The organism is Sporosarcina cyprini (genome assembly GCF_022048975.1).
Lineage (GTDB): Bacteria > Bacillota > Bacilli > Bacillales_A > Planococcaceae > Sporosarcina > Sporosarcina cyprini.
Map to the genome: position 1 here is coordinate 659,417 of NZ_JAKMHX010000030.1, position 19,281 is coordinate 678,697.

16 protein-coding genes are annotated in these 19,281 nt (G+C 45.0%); 4 read left to right on the top strand and 12 right to left on the bottom strand.

Annotated features, from left to right (window positions below):
• Nucleotides 1-42: 42 nt before the first annotated feature.
• The 5 genes from pyk to L7D49_RS15900 form a co-directional block, all read right to left on the bottom strand.
• Nucleotides 43-1,803, bottom strand: coding sequence for a pyruvate kinase (pyk, locus tag L7D49_RS15880; protein ID WP_238082573.1), 1,761 nt, complete (start codon nt 1,801-1,803; stop codon nt 43-45).
• 49 nt (nt 1,804-1,852) lie between these two features.
• Entirely contained in the window at nt 1,853-2,815 is a 963-nt protein-coding gene (gene pfkA, locus L7D49_RS15885) for a 6-phosphofructokinase (protein WP_238082575.1), read from the bottom strand.
• A 67-nt stretch (nt 2,816-2,882) separates the two neighbouring features.
• Entirely contained in the window at nt 2,883-3,836 is a 954-nt protein-coding gene (locus tag L7D49_RS15890; RefSeq protein WP_238082577.1) for an acetyl-CoA carboxylase carboxyltransferase subunit alpha, read from the bottom strand.
• Nucleotides 3,829-4,698, bottom strand: coding sequence for an acetyl-CoA carboxylase, carboxyltransferase subunit beta (gene accD, locus L7D49_RS15895; RefSeq protein WP_238082579.1), 870 nt, complete (start codon nt 4,696-4,698; stop codon nt 3,829-3,831). Before accD ends, L7D49_RS15890 begins: the two co-directional genes overlap by 8 nt.
• Entirely contained in the window at nt 4,695-5,342 is a 648-nt protein-coding gene (locus L7D49_RS15900) for a FadR/GntR family transcriptional regulator (RefSeq protein ID WP_238082581.1), read from the bottom strand. Before L7D49_RS15900 ends, accD begins: the two co-directional genes overlap by 4 nt.
• Before the next feature lie 398 nt (nt 5,343-5,740).
• On the opposite strand from L7D49_RS15900, the gene L7D49_RS15905 reads away from it, so the two are divergent.
• Nucleotides 5,741-6,775 carry a DUF418 domain-containing protein gene (locus L7D49_RS15905; protein ID WP_238082583.1) on the top strand — a complete coding sequence of 345 codons (1,035 nt, stop codon included), beginning with the start codon at nt 5,741-5,743 and terminating at the stop codon, nt 6,773-6,775.
• 260 nt (nt 6,776-7,035) lie between these two features.
• Here L7D49_RS15905 and L7D49_RS15910 read toward each other — a convergent pair whose 3' ends face one another.
• Nucleotides 7,036-10,110, bottom strand: coding sequence for a DNA polymerase III subunit alpha (locus L7D49_RS15910; protein WP_238082585.1), 3,075 nt, complete (start codon nt 10,108-10,110; stop codon nt 7,036-7,038).
• A gap of 21 nt (nt 10,111-10,131) precedes the next feature.
• Nucleotides 10,132-11,073: a DHH family phosphoesterase gene (locus L7D49_RS15915; RefSeq protein WP_238082587.1), complete on the bottom strand. Its 942-nt coding sequence runs from the start codon at nt 11,071-11,073 to the stop codon at nt 10,132-10,134.
• A gap of 91 nt (nt 11,074-11,164) precedes the next feature.
• Between L7D49_RS15915 and L7D49_RS15920 the strand changes: the two genes are divergently transcribed.
• A complete protein-coding gene (locus L7D49_RS15920) occupies nt 11,165-11,485 on the top strand; it encodes a YtpI family protein (RefSeq protein ID WP_238082589.1) in 321 nt (106 codons plus the stop codon).
• Nucleotides 11,486-11,508: 23 nt separating this feature from the next.
• Here L7D49_RS15920 and L7D49_RS15925 read toward each other — a convergent pair whose 3' ends face one another.
• Together L7D49_RS15925 and L7D49_RS15930 are read right to left on the bottom strand one after the other, a co-directional pair.
• A complete protein-coding gene (locus L7D49_RS15925) occupies nt 11,509-12,816 on the bottom strand; it encodes a DRTGG domain-containing protein (protein WP_238082591.1) in 1,308 nt (435 codons plus the stop codon).
• A gap of 147 nt (nt 12,817-12,963) precedes the next feature.
• Complete coding sequence (locus L7D49_RS15930; protein WP_238082593.1) at nt 12,964-13,644, bottom strand: metal-dependent hydrolase; 681 nt, start codon at nt 13,642-13,644, stop codon at nt 12,964-12,966.
• A gap of 125 nt (nt 13,645-13,769) precedes the next feature.
• On the opposite strand from L7D49_RS15930, the gene L7D49_RS15935 reads away from it, so the two are divergent.
• Nucleotides 13,770-14,867, top strand: a complete 1,098-nt coding sequence (locus L7D49_RS15935; protein ID WP_238082595.1) for a M24 family metallopeptidase — start codon at nt 13,770-13,772, stop codon at nt 14,865-14,867.
• A 271-nt stretch (nt 14,868-15,138) separates the two neighbouring features.
• Here the strand turns inward: L7D49_RS15935 and ald are convergent, their stop codons facing one another.
• Nucleotides 15,139-16,257: an alanine dehydrogenase gene (gene ald / locus L7D49_RS15940; protein WP_238082597.1), complete on the bottom strand. Its 1,119-nt coding sequence runs from the start codon at nt 16,255-16,257 to the stop codon at nt 15,139-15,141.
• A gap of 361 nt (nt 16,258-16,618) precedes the next feature.
• On the opposite strand from ald, the gene L7D49_RS15945 reads away from it, so the two are divergent.
• Entirely contained in the window at nt 16,619-17,071 is a 453-nt protein-coding gene (locus L7D49_RS15945) for a universal stress protein (RefSeq protein WP_238082599.1), read from the top strand.
• A gap of 65 nt (nt 17,072-17,136) precedes the next feature.
• Here the strand turns inward: L7D49_RS15945 and L7D49_RS15950 are convergent, their stop codons facing one another.
• The gene (locus tag L7D49_RS15950; RefSeq protein WP_238082601.1) at nt 17,137-18,333 is read right to left on the bottom strand and encodes an acetate kinase; all 1,197 of its coding nucleotides are present in this window, start codon (nt 18,331-18,333) and stop codon (nt 17,137-17,139) included.
• A gap of 18 nt (nt 18,334-18,351) precedes the next feature.
• Nucleotides 18,352-19,269 (bottom strand): class I SAM-dependent methyltransferase, encoded by a 918-nt coding sequence (locus tag L7D49_RS15955; RefSeq protein ID WP_238082603.1) that lies wholly within the window; start codon nt 19,267-19,269, stop codon nt 18,352-18,354.
• Between the last annotated feature and the right edge of the window lie 12 nt (nt 19,270-19,281).

Genomic DNA, 19,281 nt, shown 5'->3' on the forward strand with positions numbered 1-19,281 from the left:
AAAAGCAGCCTTTCACCAATTGTTTATAAAATAAAAGAAATGTTACAGTACCCGTGCGTGGCCATTATAAACGACACCGGATTCTGCATCCATTGTAATATCATTGCCATGAATAATCACTTCGGTCGCTTTTTCCACTCCGACGATAACAGGGATGCCGAGGCTAAGTCCAACTACAGCTGCATGGCTTGTCAGTCCGCCTTCCTCTGTTATTAGTCCCGCACACTTTTCAATCGCTTGCATCATATCTTTATCGGATGAATTCGTGACCAAAATTGCGCCTTCTGTGTCATATGCAAGAGCTTCTTGTGCGTTATGCGCGACAACTGCCCGGCCAAATGCGACGGATTTTCCAATCCCTTGGCCGCGAGCCAGCATATCTCCGATCACATGGATTTTCATCAAGTTCGTCGTGCCCGCTTCTCCAACCGGTACACCTGCTGTGATGATGACCACATCGCCGTGAGTGACATATTGATGCTTTACGCTTTCTTCCACTGTATCCTGCAAGACCTCGTCAATTGACTTCACTTTCTTGCTGATAATTGGATAGATGCCCCAAACGAGAGATAGTTTCTTCGCGCAGACTGCCGAAGAACTGACAGCGATAATTGGGCAGCCCGGACGGTATTTAGCGATCATTTTTGCGGTATGTCCGCTTTCCGTCGGCGCCAGCACCGCTTTTACCTTCAAATTGATGGCCGTATAAGCTGCAGCTTGTCCGATCGCTTCTGTCATATTGCCATGCTTTTCACGTCTCCGCGTTGATACGACGGAGCGATAATCGATTGCATCTTCTGTTGTGATGGCAATGCGGTCCATCGTGCGTACCGATTCTACAGGGTACAGGCCGGCAGCCGTTTCACCTGAAAGCATGATCGCATCAGATCCATCGAGGATCGCATTCGCTACGTCACTCGCTTCCGCACGTGTCGGACGTGGATTGCGTTGCATCGAATCAAGCATCTGTGTTGCCGTAATGACCGGTTTGCCTGCTTGATTACATTTCTCGATCATCTTTTTCTGTACGAGTGGTACTTCCTCTGCAGGGATTTCAACGCCTAAGTCACCGCGCGCTACCATCAATCCATCAGAAACGGTTAAAATCTCATCGAGGTTTTCAACGCCCTCCTGATTTTCGATTTTCGGAATGATGTGGATGTCCGTTCCATTGTTTTTCTCAAGCAATTCACGGATTTCCATTACATCGGAAGCACGGCGCACGAAGGAGGCAGCGATAAAGTCCACACCTTCCGAGATACCGAAAAGAATATCTTCTTTATCTTTTTCCGTAATGCCAGGCAATTGAACAGAAACGCCAGGAACGTTGACCCCTTTTTTGTTTTTAAGAGTCCCGGAATTAATGACGATCGTGTGGATCAAGCCTTGTTCCTTGTCTTTCCCTGTTACCTCCAATTGGATTAAACCATCATCCAATAGGATGGTAGAGCCTGTATCTACATCTTCGATCAATTTTTCATAAGTGACGGAAAACATATCCTCATTTCCGATAACTTCTTTCATAGAAATATCAATCGACTTGCCTGTAATCAATTCCACTTGCCCGTTTTCCATCGTATGCGTCCGGATTTCAGGGCCTTTCGTGTCCAATAGGATCCCGACGATTTTCCCTTTCTTGTCCGCTGCTTCTCTAATAGAACGGATCCGTGCGCGATGTTCTTCATGCGAGCCGTGTGAAAAATTCAAACGGGCTACATTCATGCCTGCATCGATTAAACTTTCAAGAGTTTCAGGCGCCTCACTTGCCGGCCCGATCGTACATACTATTTTCGTTTTTCTCATCATTACTACGCCCTTTCGCTTTTAGTCCGTCGTTACGGGCAACATGCCATTAGATGGATAACTGTTTGGAGAGTTTATATAGCTCCATATCCAATGCATGATCATCTTCCGCAAATACTTCATTCAAATCATAGTCTACCACCATCTGATTTTGCATTCCAATCGCAACTCCGCCGCGACCGTCTTTCAACAACTCAACCGCCCGCGCTCCAAATTGGCTCGCGATCACACGGTCTCTTGCTGTCGGAGAACCGCCTCGCTGAATATGGCCAAGAACGGAAACCCGCGTCTCGATATTCGCTTCCTTTTTCAACAGGTCTGCTAGTTCATTCCCGGACATAACGCCTTCCGCGACGATAATGATACTGTGCTTCTTACCGCGCCCCGTACCGCTTTGCAGCCTGTCTACGATATCTGCCAAGTCATATTGCTCTTCAGGAATTAAAATCGTTTCCGCACCGCCGGCAAGACCAGCCCACAGAGCCAGATCCCCAGCGTCCCTGCCCATCACTTCAATGATAAAAGTTCTTTCATGGGATGAGGCGGTATCCCGAATCTTATCGATCGCATCAATGACCGTATTTAAAGCAGAATCAAATCCAATAGTGAAATCCGTCCCGTTAATATCATTGTCAATTGTAGCAGGAACGCATACACAAGGGAGACCGAGCCTCATTAATTCTCTCGCCCCGCGGAACGAACCGTCCCCGCCTATGACGACGAGTCCTTCAATTCCATGTTCTTTTACATGCCCCATCGCTTTCAAGCGGCCCTCTTCGGTCATAAATTCAGGAGAACGTGCTGAACGCAGCATCGTACCGCCACGTTGTATGATATCACCAACAGACCCGAGCTGCAGCAGTTCAATTTTTCCTTCTATCAAACCTTGGTACCCATTAAAGACGCCGGCGACCTCCATTTCCTCGAAAATCGCTTTCCGAACAACCGCACGGACGGCTGCATTCATCCCTGGTGCATCTCCACCGCTCGTCAAAACGGCTATTTTCCTCATTGGACACACTCCCTTTTATGTATCATAAATAAAAACGAAAAGATGCGGAAAGGATCCGCATCCACGCTTATTCAGTAAATACCCCGACATTTCTATATTTCTCATAGCGATCCTGGATTAAACTATCCCCATCCATTCCCTTAAAGGCAGACAATGATTTCTCAATGGCTTCCTTAATAAAAACAGATTGGGCTTTTGGATCTCTGTGAGCTCCGCCCATTACTTCTGGAACAATGCCGTCAATAATCCCCATTTCCTCCAAATGCGGTGCTGTAATTTTCATCGCCTCCGCCATCTGCTTTGCCAATGAGGAATCGCGCCAGAGGATGGATGCAGCGCCTTCTGGAGAAATAACCGAGCACCATGAATTTTCCAGCATCAATAAATGATTTGCGACACCGATTGCCAAGGCACCGCCGCTCGCCCCTTCCCCGATGACAATGGAGATGACGGGCACTTTCAATCCAGCCATTTCAATAAGGTTGCGTGCGATCGCTTCACTTTGGCCGCGTTCTTCCGCGGCTTTGCCGGGGTATGCCCCTTTAGTATCAATTAAGCAAATAATAGGCCGGTTAAATTTCTCCGCCTGCTTCATCAAACGAAGAGCTTTACGATAGCCCTCTGGATGCGGCATGCCGAAATTCCGTTTGACGTTCTCTTTCGTATCCCGTCCACGTTGCTCCCCGATAACTGTTACCGGCATGTCTCCGAAAAATGCAATGCCCCCAACAATTGCTGCGTCATCGCCAAATACCCGGTCACCATGCAGTTCGATGAAGTCATTGAAGATTTCATTTATATAATCGAGAGAAGTCGGACGCTGTGGATGCCTTGCCACTTGCACACGGTCCCATGGCTCCATGTTTTCATAGATATCCTTCTCCAAATTTTTAAGCCGGATCTTCAGCTTTTCAATTTCATCGGACAAATCCACCTCAGAAGAATTGGTGAACTCCTCCAGCTCTTTGATTTTTTCCTGCAGTTTAATAATAGGCTCTTCAAATGCCAACGTCTTACTCATGAGAATACACCTCTTTCGAATGAAGTCGCACGATTTTGGATAGTGTCTCTTTCATGCTTCCACGGTGAACCACCGCATCCAGCTGCCCATGAGTCAATTGGAATTCCGCAGTTTGGAAATCACTAGGAAGTTTTTCCCTGACTGTCTGCTCAATAACCCGTCTACCGGCAAAACCGATTAACGCCTTCGGTTCCGCCAGGTTAATATCCCCGACGGAAGCAAAACTTGCTGAGACCCCACCAGTCGTTGGATACGTCATGACGGAAATGAACAATAAATTCCGGTCTGCATGACGCTTCAAGGCAACGCTTGTTTTCGCCATTTGCATCAACGACAGAATACCTTCCTGCATACGTGCTCCACCGCTAGCTGAGAAAATAATGACAGGCAATCCGAGTTCAGTCGCTTTTTCGACAACGCGTGTAATCTTCTCTCCAACAACCGATCCCATCGAACCCATTCGGAAATGAGCATCCATGATCGCAACAGCCACTTCGTTGCCGCTCATTTTACCAATGCCTGTTAAAACAGCTTCATTCAACCCTGTTTTTTCAGCATCCGATTTTACTTTCTCCGTATATGAAGGGAAATTCAATGGATTCTCTGTCTTCAGGTGATCGTCCATGGAAACAAATGTCCCTTCATCAAATAAGCATTCGACCCGCTCCCAAGCCGTCATTTTAAAGTGATGATCACATTTGGGACAGACCTTTGCAGTTTTCATCAAATCTTTTGTCAAAATGATTTCTTTGCATTCCGGACACTTTGTCATGAGCCCTTCCGGCACATCATTTTTCGCATCCTTCGATGGGATTGTAATAGATTGCTTCTTCTTGCTCTTCGTAAATAGATCGCGTATCATTCCATTCTCTCCCCTTCAATTCGTTCAATCCATTGTCGATAGGCTGGCAACGCACAGTCCTCATCACCTTCCATCAGATGGATGAGAAAGGGTCCAACCAGTTGGCTTTCTTCCTTCGATATCACAACATCCAATGGAATTTTGCTGTATTGTTTTAATAAAAACCAGATTTTTAACGACAGTCGATTCTCCGTTGCCACAATCATTTCACGTATCAAATCTTCACGGCGAACGGCGCCTTCCGTTTGCAGCTTCACGAGAAACCCTTCCCATACCGGCAACTGGCGCAAAGTCGGCTCTTCGCAGATGACGGCCACTGCCGCCTCCTCGTGAATCATTCTGGTACGGTTCACATCCAATTGAGAATTCGGCTGTTGCATGATGAATGTAGAAAGAACTTCGACCATCTGATGTTTTTTAAAATCAGCGAGAAAAGTTCCTTCCCCTCTCCGCGTTTCAATTAAACCAAGCAATTCTAGGCTGCGCAACGCTTCCCGAACGGACGATCTTCCCACTTGGAGAGTCTCCGCCAGAACCCGCTCGGAAGGGAGTTTCCCTCCGGCTTTGATGCCTTCTTTTTTAATTAATAAACGCAGCTCGCCTACGATCTCAAGGAACATTTTAGTTTGTTTAGGATTTTGCATTCGAAAACCCCTTCGGTTTATCAATGATGATAAAGTGGTCTGACCACTACTATTCACTAGGATACAGAAATTAGGCTTATTCGTAAAGGGATATAGGAAAAAATGAGAGAAGAGCCATGCAAATAATCGATTAGCACCAGCAATAAAAGAGGCAAATGAAATTTCAAGATCACCTCTACAAGTGAAAAAATCACCTGTGGAATGACTACGATGTTTGGTTTTAAAGTACTCGTGTAGAGTCGCTATCTTTTAGACTTACTCCACCTTTCATAACTTCTTCATTGTTTCCCTCACTATTTCTTAAGATTTTATATTTATAATTTTACTTTGTTATACGCAGCTTATTTTACAGAAGTAGAAGTAGCCTATAAATAATCGTAAGAAAGAGGCAAATAATTATGGAGCCAGTAATAAATAAGAATCGCATACACATGATTGACTTAGTTAGAGGATTTGCATTAATGGGTCTTCCATTCGTAAATGTGCTTGCTTTTTGGAGCTCAAACATTAACTTATCAGAATCCCAATACGATATCTGGGTTCAACGTTTTTTATATCTATTTGTTGAAGGGCGTTTTTACGCTATATTTTCTTTTTTGTTTGGATTAGGGCTTTGGATTTTCTTATCAAGGGCTAAACAGAAAAACGATAATCCCTACATTCTTTTTATTCGACGAATGTTTATCTTAGGTTTACTAGGGGCATTCCATGAGCTATTAAACCCTGGTGAAGCTTTATTGCTCTATGCAATTTTAGGAGTGCCTATTGTTTTTTTGGATAAGGTTCCAAAACAGATTAACTTAATAGTCGGTATGGCAGGCGTTATAATAGGAAGTTTTGTTGGAGTAAAATTGCTGCTGCCTTTACCTTTAATGATACTTGGGCTGGCATTCGGACAGTATCGGGTGTTTGAATTGTATTTAAAAAGGAGAAAAACATGGTTGATAGTGGCTGGCGCTTCGTTTGTTCTAACTAGTATTCTAGTCTCTTATTTATGGCAGCAAGCACCTGCCGACGGGCTAGTCAACTATATGGAAGGTGAGGAATTAACGGAAACACAAGTGTTATCCAATCGGGCTTTTTATGACTTTGCAGACTTGTCCTTGTCTTTTGCCCCCATTTTCTCTGTATGTTATGTTAGCTTCCTTGTTTTGCTTGAACCGTTACTGAAGAAATTTCTATTGCCATTGAATGCATATGGAAGAATGGCGTTGAGCAATTATATTGGGCAATCCATTCTATTGTTTAGTATCGCATCGTTACTGCCAGATACGACCATTGTATCTTACACAACAGCAGCCATTATATGCTCCCTCGCTGTGCTCGCGCAGATGCTTTCCTCTTTCCTTTGGCTACGCTTTTTCAAGTATGGTCCAATTGAATGGCTTTGGAGATGCGGGACTTACTGGGAATGGCTTCCGATACGAAAGTAATCCGTTTTTATGAAGCTAAATAAGTTGAAAAAATGTTGCCTACTCAGCAGGATAACGCGGATATTTTGCAGTACTTAATTGTTAAACAACGTTATCGTTATTTTTTACATCGTGAAGTTGGTTAGATGAATTAACTCAATTTTTAACCCCGTTCCAGTGTGAACGGGGTTAATTAGTTTACGCTTTTCTAGTTGAATAACTTTTCATTACAAATGCCTATTCTAACTCTTTGTATACACTTGTATCCCTAATAAAGAACACTATATCTTTTTAACGGATTGAACGAGGATTTGCGGCTGTCCATGCCTGTGTTCAACCGTTCCCTCCAACTGGAGCATTGACAATTCCTCGAAAAACTTGCTGTAGGCGGCATAAGGCTTCGGAAAGCACGTACAGGATATTTCTCCGGTCTCGTCCTGCAGTTTTAAGAAAGCCATAGCTTCCCCTTTCTTCGTCCTGATCCGTTTTACTTCAATCAGCAAACCGGCAATGTGTACATGGCCTTTCTCTGCCACTTCCATAACAGAGCCTATATCCGCCACACGGATTCCGATTGTTTTTTTCATTTCCACAGCTGGATGTTCGGACAGATAGAATCCGAGCACTTCCCTTTCACTTTCCAGCTGCATCATCATCGGCATCGTTCCGGCTGGTGTATATTTAGGATTTGCAATTGAGAAGATGACATCATGCAATAGATCATCTCCTTCAGGGCTGACAAAAACTGCATGATTTTTTGCCGCTTCAATCGACGCCAGCAGCACCGCCCTGTTTTGTCCAAACTCATCTAACGCACCCGCTTGAATTAATGGCCGGATGGACTTCTCCTGAAACGAGGAACCGCCGATCGAAGCAGCCATATCAAATAGGGACTTCCATTTCCCTGCCGTGCTCCTAGCTTTGCGCAGGGCATCGTAAAAGGTCGGTGTCACCCCTTTAATGGCTCCGAGACCAATTCGGACCGAACCATTTTCCACCGTGTGCATATATTTGCTTTTCGAGACGGAAGGAGGAAGTATCGATATGCCATGATTCTTCATTTCCCTTATTAGCTCCATTGTCTTGTCCTGGTTCCCTGATGCCATTGAAAGAAGAGCGGCATAGAAATAGGCCGTTTGATTCGCCTTCAAATAGGCGAGCTGATACGAAATCAAGGAATATGCGACAGCATGGCTCTTCGGAAAGCCGTAATCTGCAAACTTTACGATCAAATCATATATTTGAGCGGCCGCCTGTTCCGGCACTTGATTGGAAGCGGCGCTTTTCACGAAGTGCATTCGCTCCTGCTGCAGTATCTCTCTCTTTTTCTTGCTGATCGCCCTTCGAAGCAAATCAGCTTCAGCCATGGAGAACCCCGCAACCCGGACGGCAATTTGCATGATCTGTTCCTGATAGACAATAATTCCGTATGTTTCCTGCAAGACTGGTTCTAGTAGAGGATGGATATAGTTTACTTGTTCCATTCCTTTTTTACGCCTGCTATAAGAAGGGATGTTTTCCATCGGTCCGGGACGATATAAGGCGTTAATGGCATACAGATCCTCAAATCGAGTGGGAGCAATGAGCCTAAGTGCATCCCGCATGCCGCCTGATTCAAATTGAAAGACTCCTGTCATATCGCCTTTACGAAACAACTCAAATGTTTTTTCATCTGTCAGCGGAATGGCCCCAAAATCGATTTTCTTGCCCGTGTCATATTCAATCATCGAACGGATTCGATCCATAAAAGTTAAATTCCGCAACCCGAGGAAATCCATTTTCAGCAGTCCTTGTTCTTCAACGTCCCCCATCGCCCACTGGGTTAAATAAATGCCTTCCCCTCCGCTTTGAACGGGCACAGTCTCGACGAGCGGAGTCGGTGACAGGACGACTCCGGCAGCATGGGTCGAAGCGTTGCGTGGAAGTCCCTCAAGTGAAATGGCAGCAGCGAGCCATTTTTCGCGGGTACGATCAATGGCAAGCCATTTCTGCAAAGCGGTAGATTTCGAAACGATATCGGGTAATCTTCTCCCTTGCCCGTCTTGGATCTCTCTCGATAGAAATGCCATTTCTTCATTGGAAAAATCAAAAACTCGCGCCACATTCCGAGCTACGGACTTGGCAGAAAGCGTTCCAAACGTAATGATTTGTGCCACATGATGCTTCCCATATTTCCGGGCCACATAGTCAATCACTTCTGATCGGCGATGATCCGCGAAATCGATGTCGATGTCCGGCATAGTCACCCGGCCCGGATTTAAAAAGCGCTCAAAAATGAGTCCGTATTTTATGGGATCCACATCTGTAATACCTAAGGAAAATGCCACCAATGAGCCCGCGGAAGAACCACGTCCAGGTCCAGTCAATATGCCTTCTTCTTTTGCGAAGCGCATGAAATCCTCGACAATGAGAAAATAATCCGCAAATCCCATGTCGGCAATAACTTCCACTTCATAGCTCAGACGATTAACATATTCTTGAGCGGGATTCCCTACACGTTCTCTCAGACCAGCCGTACATCTCTTCACGAGCAAGCTTTTAGCCGTTTCCCCTTCCGGTACAGGAAAAACGGGCATCATTGGACGGCTTGGAGGCAGCTCCGCATTGCAGGACAGCAAAAGTTCAGCTGTCGCATCAAGCCATTCCAGTCGGTCTGCAAACCATTTCTTCCATTCTTCCTCTTCCGGCATATAAGCGGATTCATGCATAAACTTCGGTCTCATTGGATCATTCAATTTATAGCCGGATCGGATGGCTTCTGCAACTTCGAAGGAAAAGCGATCTTCCTTCTGGATGTAGCGAGCTTCATGGCAAGCACAAATCGGAAGGTCCATCTCCTGTGCTAGCTCCACGCGTTCCTCTTCAGCCGGATGCCGGATGCCAGCAGGCCTGCTAACGCCGACAAATACACTTGACAGAGAGCATGCCTCACGGACCGCCTGCAAATGACTCCTGAACTTCTCTCCGTCCCATGATCGATCTGTCGCAGGGCATACAACAATGCATCCGCTGCTATAAGCATGCAGCCATTTTAACGGCAATGACTCCTCATCCCTCGTGGAGACGGCACTGCTGATTTTCAATAAATTTCTGTACCCCGCATCATCTTTGGCATAAATATAAAGCAGAACTTTGTCCCCATCAGATAATTCAAGTTGAATCGATAATCCAAGAACAGGATGGATTCCACTCTCTTTTATCGCCTTATAAAAAGAGCGGATCCCATACAATTTGGAATTCACAATCCCTACAGAGACGGCACCTCTTTCCTTAAGGTGCGGGACAAGATCCGGCAGTTTAATGATGCCCCGCAATAAATCGGAGCCTGTGATGAGTTGAGGATAGACGAGCGCCATGTAAAATCCCCTCCCCCTCCTTTAGTTACTTGCACATAATGCCTTAAGCTTTTCTATTACTTCGTCAGCTTCCTTCCAAGTGTATACAGAAGCCCCAGATGCAAGCGGATGGCCTCCTCCTCCATATTCGGCGGCCAATGTATTGATGATTGGCCCCTTCGAACGCAAACGGACACGAATTTGATCATCTTCTTCGACAAAGATGACCCACGCGCAAATTCCTTTCACATTTCCCAGGGAGCCGACGAGCTGGGACGATTCCGAAACGGTTACATCAAATCTCTCTAAAATCTCTTTAGTAATTTTTAGATAGGCCATGCCATTTTCGTCGATCGTGAAATTCTGATACATATAGCCTTGTAAATGTAAAATCGAACGTTTTACTTCATACATGTCTGCAAATAATTTTGTCCGGTCAAAATCAAAAGTGATCAATTGGCTAGCCACTTCAAATGTCCGGTTTGTTGCACTTGGAAAAATAAATCTCCCTGTATCTCCCACAATACCTGCAAACAGCAAACGGGCCGCCTCATTAGGCATATGCCAATTGAACGCTTCCGCTCCCTCCTGAAACAGTTCATAGATCATTTCAGAAGTTGAGCTTGCCGCGGTATCCACCCATCGCAAATCCCCATAAGGATCCACATCTGGATGATGGTCAATTTTCAATATAAAAGCGCCATTCTTGTAATAGTCTGCATCAATCCGTTCCGTATTGCCTGTATCCGTAATAATAACTAGAGCCCCTTCGTAATCACTCTCAGTCACTTCGTCTTGTACAGCCAAATAGGTGAGCAGTTCATCGTGCGTACCTGAAGCAAACACTTTCTTCTCCGGGTAGTTGGCCTCAATCAGCTTTTTCAAGCCTACTTGCGAGCCGTATGCATCCGGGTCTGGCCGAACATGGCGGTGAATGATGATCGTATCGTAATTTTCAATTGTGTCTATGATTTGTCGTTTCAAATCGGGTTCCTCCCAAATCAATAATTTCTGTTCGCATTCCCTTTTGAAAGCCGCTACAATAGAAGAAGGTCTTTACTGGAGGGCTTTTGATATGAAAACATTAAATTTCTTTCTCGTCTTCTTCATCGTGGCATCCGGGGTTTTCTATTTTTATTTTAAAACCCGGCAATTCCGTACAAGCCATGTATTTCCCATACGAAAGAAAATGTTTGCCAGCAAAGCCGGTTCATTCCTCGGCAGTTTGCTTTTCTTTTTCGGGGTGAATCAAATGCTGCTGTTCCAAGGTGCAATTACGTATGTCGTAGCCGCGATATTCATCCTTTTCGGCCTGTACGTCTTCATTTTTAACATGAAGGCAACAAAACATTACAAACGTTTCGTTGAAGAAGAGACGAGATTAAACGAGAACTGATGCCATCCTTGGCATCAGTTTTTTCATCGTTCAAACAATTGGTACATGATCATCGCCTTAGCAATCAATTCACCATCAGACACCAAATCAAAATCGACTTTTACAAACCGTCTGCTCATATGTAAAATCCTTGGTTTCACAACAACCGTGCTACCAAGCTGGACATGTTTGATAAAGTAGACCGTCATATTCTCTGGCAAGCTTTCGCCGCGTTTTTTCATTTTGATGGCCCGGTTTCCGACTTCCGTCAGCAACGTCGTCAAAGCACCATAAGACAGGGAGCCAAACTGGTTTGTCATTTGGGGTGCAACAACAAACTCAATGGATTGCGGATCATCAGCAACCGTTTTCATCTGGTTTTTGACAATATCATCGATTTTTTCACCTTGCTGAGGCTGCCGCTGCGTCATTTGGAATGCTTTTAATACGTCTTGCCGGCTGATAATGCCTTCCAGTAAACCAGAGTCACTGACAACAGGCATGAGCTCAATCCCTTCCCAGATCATGCTATGGCCTGCCGATGCAACGCTCGTTTTACCTGTGACAGTTATCGGATGGGTGGTCATCACCTTTTCAATCAACTCATCTTCCGATTTACCCACAGCATCTCGGGAAGTTACAATCCCGACAACTTTTCCGTTGTTATCAATGACAGGATACCCGGTATGAGTTGTCGACCTATTCACATCATTGAAAAGTCCGACCGTATCTTTAGGAGAGAATGTGATTGTTTCAGACCCTGGTGTTAAAATATCCTCAACGAGCAGGATCTCTTTTTCAATCAGCTGGTCATAAATGGCTCTGTTCAGCATCGTCGCCACCGTGAAGCTGTCATAACTGGAAGAGATGATAGGCAGATTCAATTCGTCCGCCAGTTTTTTGGCATCGTCCGCAGCATCAAATCCCCCGGTTACAAGGACTGCAGCACCCGCCCTCAACGCAAGTTCATGTGCCCTTTGCCTGTTCCCGACAATCAGCAAGCTGCCCGCATCGATATACCGTCTCATATCCTCCAGCTGCATTGCGCCGATGACAAACTTCGTCAACGTCTTATGCAAACCGCCTCTGCCGCCCAGTACGACGCCGTCGACGATATTAACCACTTCAGCGAACGTCAGTCTTTCAATGTTCTCCTTCTTTTTCTTCTCGATACGGATCGTGCCGACACGTTCGATCGTATTGACCAATTTTTGGTTTTCCGCTTCTTTGATTGCCCGGTAAGCTGTTCCTTCACTGACGGACAACGCTTTTGCCACTTGCCTTACAGATATTTTTTCTCCGACAGCAAGCCCTTCAATATATCGAAGTATCAATTCGTGTTTTGTCGACATCTTTTCACCTTTTTCTCTAAGTGCATATAGCCATTTTATCACATCCCGAAAGGAATAGCGCATAGGACAACATCTCGTTCACCTTCATTCCGGCAGCCTAGAGCAATTAAAATGGCACGACCCAAAAACTGGACCGTGCCGGACTTCTTATAATTGAATGGCGTCTCCTGCTTCCATCACTTTCACCTCATGGGACTCAACTAGATTTTTAAACTCCAGCGGATCCTGTTGAATAGGAGGGAACGTATTAAAATGGATCGGCACCGTCAATTTGGGATTTAATAATTTAACCGCTTCCGCTGCATCGGATGGCCCCATTGTGAAATTATCGCCGATCGGCAGGAATGCGACATCAATATCATTCATCTTTCCGATCAATTCCATATCTCCAAATAGAGATGTGTCTCCTGCGTGGTAAACTGTCTTGCCTTCTGCGTAAAACAAAATTCCAGTTGGCATGCCTGTATAAATGATCTCGTTGTTCTCCGTCGTATAGGAAGAGCTATGGAATGCTTTCGTAAATTTCACGGTGCCAAAATCAAATTCCTTAGCTCCGCCAATATTCATGCCGTGCGTATTAAGACCTTGCCATCCTAAGTAGACAGCCAATTCATTCGGCGCGACAACTAAAGCTCCACATCTCTTTGCAATTTCCATCGTATCGCCTACATGATCATTATGTCCATGTGTTAATAAGATGACATCCGGGCTCTCCTTTTCGGGATCCAAATCCGTGAGACCGTTACCGGTCAAAAATGGATCGATCAAAATCGTCTTCCCTTTTGTCTCAATTTTGACGACTGAATGGCCATGATATGAAATTTTCATGCTGCAATCCCTCCAGGTTTTGATTTTTAATTTGTCTTGCTGTATTTCCCACCCTTTTCTTTGTTCTTTATATAACATGAAAACCCTCTTTTTTGTTAAGATATACTTGATAAGGAGGAATTACCGTGCAAAAAGTAAAAGAAATCCAGCAGTATTTACAACAAAACCAGATGGACGCAGCATTTATTACAACTCCGGATAATGTATTCTATCTTTCCGGATTCCATAGTAATCCGCATGAGCGGCTATTAGGTGTAATGGTGTTTAAAGAGGCGGAGCCATTTATTATCTGCCCATTGATGGAAGTGCCTGATGTGAAGGCAGCCGGCTGGTCCTTTGAAGCGGTCGGACATGCGGATACAGACGATGCATGGGAGTTGGTCGCAAACGCGGCGAAGGCACGTGGCACTGAACTTTCTACCATCGCGATTGAAAAAGCGCACCTCACAGTGGAGCGAATGGAGCGGATGGAGGAAATCTTCCATGGCGCCAATCTCGTACGCATCGATGAGCAGCTGAACAATATGCGCAACATCAAAGATGAATCAGAGCTGGACAAACTGCGCAAAGCGGCAGAACTTGCCGATTATGCAGTGGAAGTCGGCTGCCGGGAAATCGCAGAAGGCAAATCGGAGCTTGAAATTCTAATGGCCATCGAATTTGAAATGAAGAAAAAAGGTGCCGAGAAAATGGCATTCGATACGATGGTGCTTTCCGGTCCAAAAACAGCATCACCGCACGGCAATCCTGGAGAACGTAAAATTCAAAAAGGCGATTTCATTCTGTTCGACCTTGGCGTTGTGTATAAGGGATATTGTTCAGATATTACGCGCACCGTCGCATTTGGTGAACCCGATGAAGAAAAACGCAAAATCTATGAAACGGTCAAAAATGCCGAACAGGCTGCAATTGACCTCGTCCGCCCTGGCGTTAAAGCTCGCGATCTAGACAAAGCGGCTCGCGACGTCATTACAGACGCAGGATACGGCGAATACTTCACGCACCGTCTCGGCCACGGACTCGGTATTTCCGTCCATGAGTTCCCATCCATCACAGGAACAAACGAACTGGAATTGCAAGAAGGCATGGTTTTCACAATCGAGCCTGGCATTTACAACCCTGAGGTTACTGGTGTACGGATCGAGGATGATGTTGTCGTAACGGCTGACGGCGTTGAAGTATTGACTAAGTTCCCGAAAGAACTAAGAATTATCCAGCCATAACACATAGTAAACAGATGGAGAAAACAAATCGTTTTCTCCATCTGTTTTTTTGTTAGCAATGTTTGAAGACGTTCTAGGCACATAGTAATTTTTAAAAAGATCTTGGCTAGTTGATTTAACCAAATCAGAACAATAATAACGGGATGGTCGATAACTTACAAAAAGTGACCGATATATCAAAAAACATGAGAAATATCCCTTAATTATTTCAATCAAAAAGACTGCCACGGAAAATCAGTTATCACTGATTTTTTCCGGACAGTCCATTAAATTATTTATTCAAAAGCGTCTCAGCCGCAACATACTCCAAGCCTTGTGCATCCGCAACTGCTTTATATGTGACATGGCCTTCTAACGTGTTAATGCCTTTTTGAAGTGCAGGATTGTCTAAGCACGCTTGCTTATACCCTTTGTTCGCAATTTGAAGTGCATATGGAACCGTTACATTAGTAAGCGCCATTGTAGACGTACGTGGAACAGCTCCTGGCATGTTCGCTACTGCGTAGTGAACGACACCGTGTTTTTCATAAGTTGGATTATCATGGGTTGTTACACGATCAGATGTTTCAAAAATGCCGCCTTGGTCAATCGCGATATCAACGAGGACAGAGCCCGGTTTCATGGATTTAACCATTTCTTCGGAGACAAGTTTAGGCGCTTTTGCACCTGGGATTAGTACACAACCGATAACTAGATCGGAATCCTGTACTGATTCTGCAATATTGAATGGGTTGGAAACAAGTGTTTGAATGTCGTTTCCGAACATTTCATCCAATTGGCGAAGACGTTCAACAGACAAGTCGAGCACAGTAACTTGAGCACCCATACCGACTGCGATTTTCGCTGCATTCGTACCTGCTTGTCCACCGCCGATAACTGTTACTTTCCCTCGGGAAACCCCTGGTACGCCGGAAAGAAGGATCCCTTTCCCGCCTTGAATTTTTTCGAGGTATTGCGCTCCGATTTGTGTCGCCATACGGCCAGCAACTTCACTCATCGGTGCGAGAAGCGGCAATGAATTATTTGGAAGCTGAACTGTTTCGTAAGCGATTCCAACAACTTTGTTGTCAAGCAGCGCTTTTGTCAATTCCAACTCAGGCGCCAAGTGCAAGTATGTGAAGAGGATGAGCCCTTCACGGAAGTACCCATATTCAGAAGCCAATGGCTCTTTTACTTTCATAACCATGTCCGCAGCCCATGCTTCTTCTGCTGACGAGACAATTTTCGCACCAGCTTCGATGTAATCCTCATCAGTAAAGCTGGAACCAAGACCCGCTCCTGTTTCAATTAATACTTCATGTCCAGCGGAACTTAGGTTAAATGCGCCAGCCGGTGTCATAGCAACCCGGTTTTCGTTGTTTTTAACCTCTTTTGGAACACCAATTCGCATCACAATTCCTCCTAATTAGAAAAAATATCGGCGGTCAAACCGAAAAGATACAATTGACCAATTCGTATTCAATCTTATCAGATACGAATAAGTTTTGCTTCTATTTTATCATAACCGGAATATTCATATAAATAGACTAAGAGAGCTTTGAACCTGCTAGTTTAGCCAGTCAAATCGAATGGCCCGAGCGAGAAGTTTTTGAGTGCTCTAAAAACGGGGTAAAGATAGTAGAGCAGAATATAAATGTTACGATTTTTGTCGAATTTCGACGCGGATTTCAAGAAAATCATGAAGGGTTTTACGAGACTTCCAGCGAAGAGTAACATTGTAAAGAAAATAGAAAAAGGATGGAGTGAGCAGTATGGTAATGCAGTACAAACAAATTATCGTAGCAGTTGACGGATCGAAGGAATCGGAATGGGCGTTTAAGAAAGCAATGGCCATTACAGAACGCAATTCGGCAACACTAAATTTGGTGAACATCATCGATACTCGATCCTACGCGGCAGTTGAAGCGTATGACCGGTCGATCGCTGAACGGGCTCAAACATTTGCGGAGGAATTATTGAACGGCTACAAAGCGGAAGCAGAAAAAGCAGGTCTGCAAAACGTTAATATTTATGTAGAATATGGTTCTCCCAAAACAATGATCACACGTGACCTGTCATCTAAGTTGAACGCAGATCTCATTATTTGTGGCGCTACTGGGTTGAATAAGGTTGAAAGATTCCTGATCGGAAGCGTATCGGAAAATATCGTCCGCTCCGCAAAATGCGATGTACTCGTTGTCCGTACTCCAGAAGAAGAACTATAAGTAAAATAAGAAACTAAAAAGGAGCCGTCCGGCAAGTCTATCGACTTGCTCATACGGCTCCTTTGTTAATGGACGGATAAACCAGCTGTCTCCATCGTTTCCCGCGCAATCATGATTTCTTCGTTGGTCGGAATGACAAGAACTTTGACCGGGGAATACGGAAAATTAATATGAACCTCTTTTCCTGTTATTTCATTCAAATCCGGATCAAAATAAACTCCCATGAATTCCAAGCCTTGCAGGACTTTCTCCCGGACAATTGGACTGTTTTCACCAATCCCGGCTGTAAAGATGATGGCATCTACGCCCCCCATCCTGGCAGCGTACGAACCGATATACTTATGAATCCGATCTGTAAAGACATCTAAGGCGAGCTGGGCACGATGATCCCCTTCAGCTGCCTTCATGCCAATATCACGGAGATCACTCGAAAATCCGGAGAGTGCCAGCATGCCGGATTGATGGTTCAATACGCTGATCACCTGTTCAGCAGATTTTCCGGTCTGTTCCATAATATAAGGGATCAAGGCAGGATCAATGTTGCCTGACCGAGTCCCCATCGTAACGCCCGCCAATGGTGTGAATCCCATCGAGGTGTCCAACGATTTTCCGCCTTTTACTGCGGCAATGCTTGCTCCATTACCTAAATGGCAGGAAATGAATCTTGTGTTCGCCAAAGGCCGATTCAAAAGCTTCGCCGCGCGTTCCGTTACATATTGATGGCTTGTCCCGTGAAAACCATATTTACGGATGCCGTAGTTTTTATAGTATTCGTAAGGCAGCGGATACAAATAGGAACTTTCGGGCATTGTCTGGTGAAATGCCGTGTCAAAGACAGCGACTGCCGGAACAGCAGGCAACGCCTTTTTGAATTCCACAATGCCGACGATGTTTGCCGGGTTATGTAACGGGGCGAACTTCGACAGCTTATCGATTTCACGGATCACTTGTTCATCAATGACGACTGATTCAGCGAATTGCTCCCCTCCGTGCACAACACGGTGGCCGATTCCGTCAATTTCGTCATATGAAGCAATGATTCCTTTGCTAATAATGGACTCTAACAGCATTCGAACAGCTTCCGCATGCGATTTGATCTCTACCGTTTCATATATATCGACCCGTTCTGACTGCATGACAAAAATGGATTGAGGCAACCCGATCCTTTCAAACCGGCCTTTGACAACGACCTGTTCTTCAGGCATTTGCAATAGTTGATATTTCAATGAAGAGCTTCCCGCATTAACAGCCATCAACAACATCTACAAAACCCCTTCTCGTTACATTTCCTCGATCCAGTTGTCTATCTTACGGAAAAATTGAGACATTAGTCCTTTATCCATCATATCAGGCACTTTTGCCAGCAATACATCAGGCGCACTTTTTGCAGCCATTTCTTCTACCGGTTTTTGAAGGATCAAAATGAATTTTGCGTGCGCTACATTTTTGAACAAAGAATCCGGCAGTTGAATGATCGCCCGAATGAGTGCATGCCGCTTCAAATATTTTTGCAATAACTCGGCCTGGTCGGATTCAAAAAGATTGACAGTTGTAATAAAGAAACCGAAACCGCCGGGCTTCAGATGATTCAACGATTGTTCAATGAAGAGATGATGAGAGTAAGCATGTCCTTCTGCCGGCATCATTTCAAAATTAAGTGCATTATCATCGTCCGGGTAATAGCCGACCGGCAAATCGCTGATCACAAGATCAACTGGATCGACAAGCAACGGCCGCAAGCCATCCTGTACATAAAAGCGGACCGGCTGTTCCAATAGTTCAGCCGAGACAGCTGCCAGTCGGACAAGCAAGTCATCGATTTCTACGGCTGAAGCGTTAGCAGTTTCCTCTATGGCATTCATGACAGTATAAAGAAGATTGCCAGTGCCTGCTGCCGGATCCAGCAATGTGACATCCTTTTTCGACTGGACCAGCTTGCTTGCCATATAGCCGACTAAGATACCGATTGCATCTGGGGTCATTTGATGATGTGGCTGTGCATTCTCCTTCATCCCTTTTAAAATCGCGAGTTGCAGTCCTCTCCTGATTTCCTCCTTTGTCACATCGTTTGTGACATTCGGGGTTTCGACTCCAGAGAGCCAGGACTCGCAGGCAGAAATGATACCGTCCAAATAATCGCCTTGCTCTTTGCCTGCTTTTTCATCAATGAATGTAAAAATGGTTTCAGTATTTGTCATATTCAATCCCTC